Genomic DNA, 12,326 nt, shown 5'->3' with positions numbered 1-12,326 from the left:
TGAAAATACATTAGAGAATGTAAAGGAATAAATATGCCCAAATACTACAAGTAGAAGGTATACTTCACAATACTTTTTCAGAAAAAAAAGCCCAATAGTCATTAACTATTGAGCTTATCTATCTTAAAAAAAATGGATTAGAAATATACTTCGTCCATTCTTGTTTTTATCAAATCATTACCGAGGTTTCCGATACTTCCTTCATGATTGTGATTTACAGATCTTTTAGGATTGTATTCTCCTTTTTCGATACCCTCACCCACAATCACATAAGCTTCTCTAAATGGAATTCCTTGTAGTACTAATTTATTTACTTCCTCTACTGAGAATAGATAATCATAAATTGGTGCTTCCAATAGATCTTTTGTAGGTTCCATCTTTTCGAACATTAATTTTGTCATTTCAAGACAATCATTCAACATCTCAATTGCAGGAAGTAAAATTTCCTTGATCTGTTGTAAATCTCTATGATAACCTACAGGTAGATTGCTCAAGATAGACATGATTTGAGTTGGAAGCGATGTAATTTGGTTACACTTTGCTCTCGTTAATTCCAAGACATCAGGATTCTTCTTATGAGGCATAATACTAGAACCTGTAGTGAACTCATTAGGGAATTTAATGAAACCAAAGTTACCACCTGCATACATACAGCCATCCATTGACAATTTGGCTACTGTAGCCGCTACTGATGCCATTGCGTTGGCTACATGATATTCTGTTTTTCCTCTACCCATTTGAGCATAAACTACATTAACGGCCATTGATTGGAATTCCATTAATTCTGTAGTTCTTGTTCTGTTCAACGGGAATGACGAACCATATCCAGCAGCAGAACCTAGAGGGTTTCTATCTGTAATTTCAAAAGCAGCTTTCAATATCACCATATCATCCACTAATGACTCAGCATAAGCTCCTAACCATAAACCAAAAGAAGAAGGCATTGCTACTTGCATATGCGTATAACCTGGCATTAAGTAATCCTTAAACTCCTCTGATTTTGCAATTAATGTATCAAATAAACTCTTTGTATTTTTAGCCATTTCCTTAATTGCATCTCTTAAATACAACTTAAGGTCTACTAAAACTTGGTCATTTCTCGATCTCCCTGAATGAAGTCTTTTCCCTACATCACCATAACGTTGTGTCAATAACATCTCAACTTGAGAGTGTACATCTTCCACACCATCTTCAATGACAAACTCGCCTCTTTCAATTTCTTCATAAATCTCTTGAAGACCTTTTAATAAAATATCTTTATCCTCTTCTGTTAAGAGTCCCACTTCAGCTAACATTGTAGCATGTGCCATTGAACCTTTTACATCATAAGGAGCTAATAAAATATCTAATTCTCTATCCTTTCCTACCGTAAATTTATCTACTTTTTCATTTACTGTGTAAGATGATTTTTGCCAAAGTTTCATTTGTATATAATTTTATCTAATTCTATTTTTCCTCAAAACAAGGTTCTTTTTAATTCTTAATGATAAAAGCACCTTCTAATATGCGAATGTAATCATTTATTCCGTCCTCAATCTCTTTGATTAGTATATATTCATCAGCGGTATGAGAACGTGCTGAATCACCAGGTCCCATTTTAAGACTTGGAATAGGCATAAGTGCTTGATCTGATAAAGTTGGAGATCCATAAGCCTCTTTTTGATACTGTAAGCCAGCTTTCACAACAGGATGATTCATCGGTGCTCCTGAAGGATTCAATCTCGTCGACCTTGGTGTAATCTGACATGAAACATGTTCTTTGATATGAGCCAATGTTTCTACGTTAGTATAGGCATCGGTAGTTCTCACATCTACAACAAATTTACATTCAGAGGGCACCACATTGTGCTGTGTCCCTGCCTCGATACAAGTCACTGACATTTTAATTGGTCCAAGCGTATTTGATTCAACAGGAAAATGATATGATTTAAACCATTCAATATCTTCCATAGCTTTATAAATTGCATTGACACCTTCCTCTCTTGCAGCATGACCAGATTCTCCTTTAGCAACACAATCCAATACCATTAAACCTTTCTCTGCTACTGCTAATTGCATTTGAGTGGGCTCTCCAACAATTGCAAAATCTATTTGAGGTAACTGATCCCATACATCAGCAATTCCTTCTCTTCCTGAGATTTCTTCTTCTGCTGAAGCACAAATAACCAAATTATAAGGTAGATTATCCCTTTCATAAAAATGAAGAAAAGTAGCGATCAAACTAACTAATGGACCACCTGCATCATTACTTCCTAAACCGTATAAAACACCTTCTTCAACCGTTGGTGAAAAAGGATCTCTTGTCCAATCTTTATTAGGCTTTACTGTATCAATATGGGAATTGAGTAATATTGTTTCTTTGTTGGGATCAAAATGAACATTCTTAGCCCACAGGTTATTTTTGTATTGATGAATTTCTACATTATTTTCTATAAAAAAACGGGCTACAATTTCAGCTACATCATCCTCTTCTTTACTTAATGACTCTGTTGCAATCATTTCTTTTAATAATTCAACAGCCTTATCTGCTAATACTTGGTGTTTCATCTTTATTTCTTTACTAAAAATATTCTCTATTAATAAATTTAGTTATTAATTAAATATAATCTAACTATATAAATCGTGTACTCAGCTAAATTCAACAAAAAAGAGCATAATTCTTCTTCAATTGCTACGACAATATTTACGGTTGGAAATCTAAGTTATTTAGGATACATCATCTTAAATTTCTCTTCCTTTTCAAAAATTGAGGTGAAAGCTCATATTGGTATATACTTTCTTGTAACTGCTTTTACAGCATTAATATTTGCACTTAAAAAGCTTACTACTAAAGAATATATTCCATTAAATTTCACGCCTCAACAAATAGAATATGGTAAACAAATCGTACCAATCTCAGATATTACAAGCCTTGATTTATTTCCCCATCATACTTTAGAGAGTGATAAAAAGTATCCCAATAAACCTCCTTATTCTCAAATTAGTGAGGTAAAAATATATACTAAAGAAAAGGAATTTATAATTGATTATTCCATCTATCAGTCCCAAGAGGAAATACTCCAAATCTTTGATCAAATCAATAGATATACAAAAGATTCAATGCTTAAGCTTGATTTTAAAGGAATTCCCAAAAAGAACTACCTGAAGAATATTTTTCAGTATGATAAATTGAATATTGAGTTTTTTCAGAGTAGTATCTTTTCAAGATTCAATGTGATACTTACCTTAATAATCTCTTCTTTAATATTTCTACCTATCATTAAAATCGTTTATGGTAATCCTAACAACCTTAATCAATCCTTAAGCATATTCTTTTATATAGGAATTAATGTTTCTGTGATCTTTTATGCCTTATTCTATTCTCCAAAATTTGGTGTAGATAAAGAATACATGTATGTAATTCCTAGGTTACCTTTTCAACAAAAAGTTACTTTACCTCTAAAAAATATTAGTCATATTTCTATGGCAAATGTGAGTAAGAAATACGGTATTCATATCTATACTGATGACTTTGAATGTCACACTTTTTGGTGTTCAGAAGTTTCTTACGAAAACATTCAAAATCTCTACAAACGTATTCAAGAATTAAAGATAGATCAGAAAACTATCCTCCAATAATTTTTGTTCCTTTTGGAGTATTGGCTAGTAAACCTTCTACTTTACCTAGCCATACTTCTTTTACAGAAGCCTCAATGGCATCAAAAGCATTTTTCAACTTAGGTAACATTCCATCAGCTACAACACCATCGGCTTTGAACTGCTCAAATTTTTGAGGGTCTAATTCTTCTACTAAAGAATTATCATCATTGATATCTAAAAGAACTCCTGCCTTTTCAAAACAGTATCTTAAAGAGACTTCATGCCCTGCCTGACCTAAAGCTACAGCCACTGCTTGAGCCATTGTATCAGCATTTGTATTTAATAATTGTCCTTTACCATCATGAGTTAAAGGGGCAATTACAGGAGTAATACCATCTTTTGCTAAGTTTGCAATCGGTCCAGCATTTGCTTTACGAACATCACCTACAAAGCCAAAATCGATTTCCCATCCTGTTCTTTTATCCGCTTCAATAATATTTGCATCAGCACCCGTTAAACCAATCGCGTTCGTTCCTTTTGCTTGAAGCTGTGCGACAATTCTTTTATTGACTAAACCGCCATACACCATTGTGACTACTTCTAAAGTATCAGCATCAGTAATTCTTCGGCCATCCACCATCTTAGGTTCTATACCTAATCGTTGTGCCATAGCTGTTGCTAATTTACCTCCACCGTGTACTAATACTTTCGCTCCTTCAAGCTGAGAAAATTGCTCTAAAAAAGAGGATAATGCTACTTCATCATTGATCACATTTCCTCCTACTTTGATTACTGATATTTTCATAACTATATAAAGAGGCTCTTATAATGTCATTATTACATCATAAGAGCCTGTTATTTTTTTATTCTGTTTCTAATATTGCTTTTAAAACAGCTGCGGCAGCAAATGTTCTATTATTTGCTTCTTCAATAATAAGTGAATTATCACTATCTAAAACAGCATCACTAGCGACAACATTTCTTCTGATTGGAAGGCAGTGCATAAACTTACCATTATTCGTTAATGCCATTTTTTCAGCAGTAACTTCCCATGATATATCCTTACAAACCACTTTACCATATTCTGCAGTAGAAGACCAGTTTTTTGCATAAACAAAGTCAGCATCTTTTAAAGCTTCATCTTGATTTGTTGTAAAAGTAGCATCACCAGCAAATTCTGGATCAAGTTCATACCCTTCAGGAGCAGTGATGACTAATTCAACATCTTCAGCAGCATTCATCCACTCAGCAAATGAGTTAGGTACAGCTTGAGGTAAGGCTCTTGGATGTGGCGCCCAAGTTAAAACTACTTTTTTCTTCGGTTTATCAGAGTTCTCACGAATTGTAACTAAATCGGCTAAAGACTGTAAAGGGTGTCTTGTTGCTGATTCTAAACTTACAATTGGTGAATGTGCATATTTTACAAAGTCTTTCATTACACTATCTGCATAATCATCTTCTTTACTTTGTAAATTCGGAAATGATCGAACTCCAATGATATCACAGTATTGGCTAATTACAGCTGCAGCATCTTTTAAGTGCTCTGCTTTATCGCCATCCATGATTACACCATCTTCAGTTTCAATCTTCCACCCTTCTTTATCAATATTCATCACCATCACGTCCATTCCCAAATGACGTGCGGCACGTTGTGTACTTAATCTTGTTCTTAAACTTGGATTGAAGAAAATTAAACCCAACATTTTGTTTTTGCCAACATCACCATAAGCTTCAGGGTTAGCTTTGATGTCTAATGCACTTTTAACGATTTCATTTAAATCTTGAACATCGTTTACTGATAAAAACTTTTTCATTTCTTAGTTTATATTTTAAGGTATGGACATTACAGTGTCGTGTCCTTACGTATTAAGCAATTTCTTTTGTCACTGTATTAAAAGCATCCACAAATAATTGTGCTTGCTCTTTTGTCAATGTTAATGGAGGTAATAAACGAATAGTATTTTTATTCGATGATGCTCCCGTAAATATTTTATGATCAAATAAAATCTGCTTTCTCAATGGAGCTACAGCGTCATTTAATTCAATACCCAACATTAAACCTTTACCTCTGATTTCTTTGATGGCCGGATTATCTTTTAATTGATCTACAATCCATTCTCCTACTTCTACTGATTTTTCAATCAAGTTTTCTCCTTCAAGCACATCTAATACTGCAATACCTGCAGCACATGCCAAGTGATTACCTCCGAAAGTTGTGCCCAACATACCGTAATGTGCTTCAAACTTTGGTGAAATAAATACACCTCCAATAGGGAAACCATTACCCATTCCTTTCGCCATAGTGACAACATCAGGAATTACGTCATACCATTGATGAGCAAAAAAACGACCACTTCTACCGTATCCAGATTGAATTTCATCTGCAATAAAAACAGCATTTTGATCATCACACAACGTTCGGATTGCTTGCATGAATTCTATGGTAGGCTCATAGATACCACCAATTCCTTGGATTCCTTCTACGATTACCGCACAGATTTCATTTTCAGCAAACGCTTTTTGTAAAGCTTCTACATCATTAAAAGGTAATATTAAAGTATCATGAACAGCGTTTACCGGAGCTACAATATTAGGATTGTCCGTTGTTGCTACTGCTAAAGAAGTTCTACCATGAAAACCTTTTGAGAAAGAGATAATCTTTGTTTTTTTATTGTAAAAAGAAGCAAGTTTAAAAGCATTTTCATTTGCTTCAGCTCCTGAATTACACAAGAATAAGTTCCAATCATGATAACATGAAGCTTCTCCTAATTTTGTAGCCAATTCTTTTTGTAAAGGGTTTTGAATACTATTAGAATAGAATACTAAATTATCTAACTGATGACTTAATTTTTCTTTATAATAAGGGTGTGAATGTCCGATAGAAATTACGGCATGTCCACCATATAAGTCTAAATACTTTTGTCCTTCTTTATCATAAATCCACACATCTTCACCTTTTACAGGTTCGATATCAAATAATGGATATACATCAAATAAATTTGCCATGATTTAATATTTTAAAGTTGAAATGGAATTAAAAGGCCATTGATTTAAGGTTCAATCCAAGCTTCTCATCTAAACCGTAAATAAGGTTCATATTCTGTACTGCTTGTCCTACTGCACCTTTTAGTAAATTGTCAATCGCAGAAGTAACTAATAAAGTATCATCATGCTTTTCTACTGAAATAAAACCTCTGTTTGTATTCACAACTTGTTTTAAATCAAGTGGACCATCAATCACATGAGTGAAAGCAGCATTCGCATAATAATCTTTGAATAATTTCACAGCTTCTTGTTGTGTTAAATCTGATTTCAAATAACATGAAGCAAGAATTCCTCTTGTGAAATTACCTCTGTAAGGAATGAAATTGATCTTATGATTAAAGCCATTTTGTAATTGATTTAATGACTGACCAATTTCTAATAAGTGTTGGTGATTGAATGCTTTGTAATGAGAAATATTACTTGTTCTCCATGTAAATGCAGTACTTGCCATTAGTTTCACTCCTGCTCCTGTTGAGCCAGTGATTGCACTAATATGTACTTCATCATTTAATTTTTGAGCATCTGCCAATGGTAACAAAGCAATTTGAATTGCAGTTGCAAAACAACCTGGATTTGCAATGTTGCTTGCTGCTTGGATCGCTTCTTTTTGTAACTCTGGTAAACCATAGATAAATTCACGATCACCTAATTGCATTGATCTATTTTCTACAATTCCTTCTCCTAATCTAAAATCTTGACTTAAATCTATGATTTTAGTTTCAGGAGCAAAAGTATTTTCTTCTAAGAATTTTACAGACTCACCATGACCTAAGCATAAGAAGATAACATCAGCGTCTTTTACTTCACCTGTAAATACAATATCTGTCTCTCCAAATAAATCTTTGTGCTGAGCGTGAATAGGTTTTCCTACTTGGCTTCTGCTATGAACATAATCAATTTCTACTTCAGGGTGATTGATTAATACTCTTAGTAATTCTCCGCCAGTCATACCGGCGCCGCCAATGATTCCAACTTTCATCTTCTTAATATTTTATATTTTGTGAGTTTGTTTTTCGTTTAATTCTTGTCTGATCTCAAAAAATTGATTTAAAAAAGGATGCGAAATAGCCTTCGCACCCTTAGTCTTTTTACCAATTCAAGTTATCAGGTTTATAAGATTCTTTATTTCGCTACACTTTCTTCAGCAGCTTCTTTCACTTTGCTAAAGATCATGTTTTGATTTGCTAAAATTGTTGCAAAACCACGAGCATCTTCACCTGTCCATGCATTGTTCATTTCTCCATAAGCACCGAAAGTACTGTTCATCAAATCATATTTTGATTCAATACCTTCTAACTCAAATCTGTATGGATATAATGTTACAAATACTTCACCTGTTACGTGATCTTGAGTATCTGCTAGGAACTTTTCGATATTACGCATTACAGGATCAATCCATTGTCCTTCGTGCGTAAGCATACCATAGTAGTTACCTAACTGTTCTTTCCAATATAATTGCCACTTTGTAAGTGTATGTTTCTCTAGTAAGTGGTGAGCTTTAATTGTCAATACAGGAGCTGCGGCTTCAAAACCAACACGTCCTTTGATACCAATAATTGTGTCACCAACATGAATATCTCTACCAATACCATAAGGTGAAGCAATCTTGTTCAATTCTTGAATTGCTTGTACTGGCTTATCGAAGATTTTACCATCGATACCCACTAATTCACCTTTTTCGAATGATAAAGTAAGTTTCTTAGGAATAGTCTCACTCACTTGTGTTGGATAAGCTTCTTCAGGAAGAGTATGTCTTGACCCTAAAGTTTCTTTACCTCCTACTGAAGTACCCCACAAACCTTGGTTGATTGAGTACATCGACTTTTCCCAATTACCTTCAACACCTTTAGAGATTAAGTAATCAATTTCATCTTGTCTAGATAATTGATTGTCTCTAATTGGAGTAATAATTTCTGCTTCAGGACAGATAATTTTGAAAGCCATATCAAAACGGATTTGGTCATTACCAGCACCTGTAGATCCATGAGCAATACTATCTGCACCAATTTTCTTTGCATATTCAGCAATTGCTAAAGCTTGGAATACACGCTCTGCACTTACTGATAGAGGATAAGTATTATATCTTAAAGCATTACCAAAAACTAAGTATTTCACACATTGATCGTAGAAGATATCCGTTTGATCTAATGTCACGTGAGACTTCACACCTAATTTGTATGCTTTTTCTTCAATTTCTTTTAATTCTTCGTCAGAAAAACCTCCTGTTTGAACGATAGCGGTATGCACTTCTAACCCTCTTTCTTCTGAAAGATACTTTACACAATATGTTGTATCTAATCCACCACTAAAGGCTAAAACCACTTTATTACTCATCTTGAATATCTATTTTTATATTTTAAATTTCTTTTATCTCTGTAGATTACTCTACTGTAGATTTATATCTTGGATCATTTGGATCGAAAATCATTCCTGTACAAAGGCAATGTTTTCTTTCTGTTCTCTGCAGAATATCATAGTTCACACAACTCTGACATCCTTTCCAAAATTGTTCATCATCTGTCAATTCCGAAAATGTAACAGGTCTATATCCAAGCTCACTATTGATACGCATTACAGGTAAACTTGTAGTTAAACCAAACAACTTTGCATTTGGATATTTTTTTCGAGACAATTGAAAAGCTTTTTTCTTAATTGCCTTAGCTAATCCTGTACCTCTAAATTTTGGATTGACAATCAAACCTGAGTTAGCTACATAATCATCATGTCCCCAAGATTCGATATAGCAAAATCCTGCAAATGTTCCATCATCAGCAATAGCGATCACACCTTTCCCTTCTGCAAATTTGTTTTCGATGTACTCGACACTTCTTTTTGCAATACCTGTTCCTCTTGCTTTTGCTGATTCCTCAATTTGTGCACAGATATCTTTCGCATATTCTCTATGCTCATTGATATCTGCTTCAATGATTGAAAAACTTGATATATGTTGCATCTCTTGTATTAGATTCTTCACTGTCATACTTAAAACCGATTAGCTTGTTAGATCAGTTAATTCTTTGTGAAACTCAATCATAATCTGATCAGTTTCTAAAGTCGTATTTACTCTTTTTATCGCCTTGAGAGAACCCCTTTTGTTAATTGATTATACTCCTTTAAATTCATCACTTTTCAATTAGATTGAATAAGATTATGGCTTCAAATGATGACCTAAATAAAGTACTATTCCGTTCTTCACTTCTCTAATTTGATATTCAAAATTAGGCATTTAACTATGATATATTCAAGTAAATCAGGCATTTATTAATACTTTTTTAATAAATAAATTTCAGGAATGAAATATTTTCAAGACACAATGTTAAATTTTGAACACAGTCATTTGTAGTGTTAAATTTTGAACACTATGTCATTTTTTGAATTTTTAGATTCATACCTAAACAAGCTAATTATTCAAATAAAATGAGAGCATAAATAGTAATTTTCCATCAAAAATTGATAGCTTATTTAGAGGTTCAATTACACTTTTGTATATTATTAAAAACCTTATCAAATTAACATTCCATTCTTTAAATTGATTCTTTTTGAAACAAAAATTAGAATAGATTATTTCGAAAATACTATAAATCAAATAATGAAAATGAGAACAATATTCTACTCTCTTTTACTTATAATTACTGTCATGATCAATACCTCCTGTAATCAATCTCCAATCAATGGACATAACGATTTTGATACGGCCGATTATGAAAACTATCCTTATTTCGAAGGTGATCTTGGTATAAAGTACACCAAATCATCAACTTCTTTTAAAATGTGGTCTCCTACTGCTACAACAGTTACTCTAAATCTATATGATGATGGATTAAAAGGAAACCCAACTGAAAAGATTCCAATGCAGCCTACTGAAAAAGGAACTTGGTCACTAACAGTCGATCGTGATTTATTTGGAAAATATTACACCTATCAAGTTACAGTAGGTGATAAGGTATTGGATGAAACTCCAGGAATTTATGCAACTGCAGTAGGTGTTAATGGTAAAAGAGGACAAATTATAGATTTAACAACTACTAATCCAAATGGCTGGGAAAATGATAAAAGACCTCCTCTGAAAGAATTAACGGATGCCATTTTATATGAAATTCATGTCAGAGATATTACTATTTCTGAGAATTCTGGGGTAAAAAACAAAGGAAAATTCATCGGTCTTACAGAAACAGGAACTGTAAATGAAAAAGGAATGAAAACTGGGTTAGATCATATTGAAGAACTTGGTGTTACGCATGTTCACTTATTACCTTCCTTTGACTATCACACGATTGATGAAACTAAATTAAATGAGCCTCAATATAACTGGGGTTATGATCCACAAAATTATAACGTTCCTGAAGGGTCTTATTCTACAGATCCATACGATGGTAGCATAAGAATTAAGGAATTCAAGCAAATGGTTCAAGCTTTTCATAAAAAAGGAATTCGTGTTGTTCTTGATGTTGTATATAATCATACATTTTCAGGTGATGAGTCTAATTTTTCACTTGAAGTACCTAATTATTATTATAGACAAAACCAAGAAGGAGGCTATTCAAATGCTTCTGCCTGTGGCAATGAAACTGCATCAGAGAGAGCAATGGCTCGTAAATATATTGTGGAGTCAGTTGTTTATTGGGCAAAAGAATATCATCTAGATGGTTTTAGATTTGATTTAATGGGAATTCATGATGTTGAAACTATGAATCAACTAGCAAAAGAATTAAAACAAATTGATCCAAGTATACTAATTTATGGTGAGGGTTGGAACGCAGCAGATTCTCCTCTTCCCAAAGATCAACAAGCAGTAAAAGCAAATACTCCGAAACTAAAAGGAGTAGCTGCATTTTCAGATGATATCAGAGATGCATTAAAAGGGAGTGTTTTTTATGATGATGAAGTAGGGTTTGTACAAGGTAATCGAGAATTAACAGAAGCTATTAAGTTTGGTATTGTTGCCTCAACTCAGCATCCTGAAGTTGATTATTCTAAAGTAAATTATTCTAAAGCATCATGGGCTCCATCACCTTCACAGACTATTTCTTATGTTTCTTGTCATGACAATCACACTCTTTATGATAAACTTAAAGTTTCTCAACCCAACGCATCAGAAGAGGAAATTAAGAAAATGCATAAACTCACAAGTGCTGTTATTTTAACTTCTCAAGGTATACCTTTTATACATTCAGGAGCTGAATTACTAAGAACAAAAGATGGTGAACATAATTCTTATAATAAGCCTGATGCAGTTAATAAAATAGACTGGAATTGGAAAGTAGAAAACCATGATATTTTCGAATACTTTAAAGGTTTAGTCGAAGTTCGTAAAGAACACCCTGCTTTAAGAATGCCTACCACTGAAATGATTGCTAAAAATTTAAAATTCATTGACTTTAAGGATGAACTATTAATAGGTTATACTATTTCAAATAATGCGAATAATGATTCAGCTCGAAAAATTGTTGTTATTTTTAATGCAAATAAAGAGAAGAAAAATATTAGTCAATTTTTACCGAAAGGAAAATGGACAGTACTTGTCGATGGGAACAAAGCATCTGCAAAAGGATTAAGAACAATAAGTAATATATCAATTGAAGGTGTTTCAGCTTTGGTCTTAATTCAAGATGGGAGTATCTCAGAAACTGTGTAAATCTATTTTTTAGATTTCAAAATGTTTTGATCAACCCTCGAAATTTCTCTTTGTAAAATTAATGAGC

General features: G+C 33.2%; 10 protein-coding genes. 2 read left to right on the top strand and 8 right to left on the bottom strand.

What is annotated here, in order from left to right:
- Nucleotides 1–137: 137 nt before the first annotated feature.
- Together argH and ACXAHM_RS25395 are read right to left on the bottom strand one after the other, a co-directional pair.
- Nucleotides 138–1,424, bottom strand: coding sequence for an argininosuccinate lyase (argH, locus tag ACXAHM_RS25400; RefSeq protein ID WP_474966784.1), 1,287 nt, complete (start codon nt 1,422–1,424; stop codon nt 138–140).
- A gap of 49 nt (nt 1,425–1,473) precedes the next feature.
- On the bottom strand, nt 1,474–2,547 hold the full coding sequence (locus tag ACXAHM_RS25395; protein ID WP_474966780.1) for a M20 family metallo-hydrolase: 1,074 nt from the start codon (nt 2,545–2,547) through the stop codon (nt 1,474–1,476).
- Between the two features lie 75 nt (nt 2,548–2,622).
- On the opposite strand from ACXAHM_RS25395, the gene ACXAHM_RS25390 reads away from it, so the two are divergent.
- Nucleotides 2,623–3,618: a hypothetical protein gene (locus tag ACXAHM_RS25390; RefSeq protein ID WP_474966776.1), complete on the top strand. Its 996-nt coding sequence runs from the start codon at nt 2,623–2,625 to the stop codon at nt 3,616–3,618.
- Here ACXAHM_RS25390 and argB read toward each other — a convergent pair.
- From argB to ACXAHM_RS25360, 6 genes are all read right to left on the bottom strand, one after another.
- Nucleotides 3,605–4,384: an acetylglutamate kinase gene (gene argB, locus ACXAHM_RS25385; RefSeq protein WP_474966772.1), complete on the bottom strand. Its 780-nt coding sequence runs from the start codon at nt 4,382–4,384 to the stop codon at nt 3,605–3,607. The two genes, ACXAHM_RS25390 and argB, sit on opposite strands and share 14 nt — an antisense overlap.
- 58 nt (nt 4,385–4,442) lie before the next feature.
- Entirely contained in the window at nt 4,443–5,393 is a 951-nt protein-coding gene (locus ACXAHM_RS25380; protein ID WP_474966768.1) for an N-acetylornithine carbamoyltransferase, read from the bottom strand.
- Nucleotides 5,394–5,445: 52 nt separating this feature from the next.
- Nucleotides 5,446–6,585 carry an aspartate aminotransferase family protein gene (locus tag ACXAHM_RS25375; protein ID WP_474966764.1) on the bottom strand — a complete coding sequence of 380 codons (1,140 nt, stop codon included), beginning with the start codon at nt 6,583–6,585 and terminating at the stop codon, nt 5,446–5,448.
- 28 nt (nt 6,586–6,613) lie between these two features.
- Nucleotides 6,614–7,603, bottom strand: a complete 990-nt coding sequence (argC, locus tag ACXAHM_RS25370) for an N-acetyl-gamma-glutamyl-phosphate reductase (RefSeq protein ID WP_474966760.1) — start codon at nt 7,601–7,603, stop codon at nt 6,614–6,616.
- 143 nt (nt 7,604–7,746) lie between these two features.
- Nucleotides 7,747–8,958 (bottom strand): argininosuccinate synthase, encoded by a 1,212-nt coding sequence (gene argG, locus ACXAHM_RS25365; RefSeq protein WP_474966756.1) that lies wholly within the window; start codon nt 8,956–8,958, stop codon nt 7,747–7,749.
- A 46-nt stretch (nt 8,959–9,004) separates the two neighbouring features.
- On the bottom strand, nt 9,005–9,598 hold the full coding sequence (locus ACXAHM_RS25360; RefSeq protein ID WP_474966754.1) for a GNAT family N-acetyltransferase: 594 nt from the start codon (nt 9,596–9,598) through the stop codon (nt 9,005–9,007).
- A gap of 621 nt (nt 9,599–10,219) precedes the next feature.
- Here ACXAHM_RS25360 and pulA point away from each other — a divergent pair.
- Nucleotides 10,220–12,259, top strand: a complete 2,040-nt coding sequence (pulA, locus tag ACXAHM_RS25355; protein WP_474966750.1) for a type I pullulanase — start codon at nt 10,220–10,222, stop codon at nt 12,257–12,259.
- Nucleotides 12,260–12,326 lie beyond the last annotated feature (67 nt).

The sequence above is a fragment of the Flammeovirga sp. AWQ4_249 genome (assembly GCF_056161045.1).
This window is presented reverse-complemented; position numbering and strand designations above follow the sequence as displayed.

Bases quoted from the DNA above. Each gene is read 5' to 3' on its own strand.
- argH (WP_474966784.1), bottom strand. From the start codon at position 1,424: ATGAAACTTTGGCAAAAATCATCTTACACAGTAAATGAAAAAGTAGAT.
- ACXAHM_RS25395 (WP_474966780.1), bottom strand. From the start codon at position 2,547: ATGAAACACCAAGTATTAGCAGATAAGGCTGTTGAATTATTAAAAGAA.
- argB (WP_474966772.1), bottom strand. From the start codon at position 4,384: ATGAAAATATCAGTAATCAAAGTAGGAGGAAATGTGATCAATGATGAA.
- ACXAHM_RS25380 (WP_474966768.1), bottom strand. From the start codon at position 5,393: ATGAAAAAGTTTTTATCAGTAAACGATGTTCAAGATTTAAATGAAATC.
- ACXAHM_RS25375 (WP_474966764.1), bottom strand. From the start codon at position 6,585: ATGGCAAATTTATTTGATGTATATCCATTATTTGATATCGAACCTGTA.
- argC (WP_474966760.1), bottom strand. From the start codon at position 7,603: ATGAAAGTTGGAATCATTGGCGGCGCCGGTATGACTGGCGGAGAATTA.
- argG (WP_474966756.1), bottom strand. From the start codon at position 8,958: ATGAGTAATAAAGTGGTTTTAGCCTTTAGTGGTGGATTAGATACAACA.
- pulA (WP_474966750.1), top strand. From the start codon at position 10,220: ATGAGAACAATATTCTACTCTCTTTTACTTATAATTACTGTCATGATC.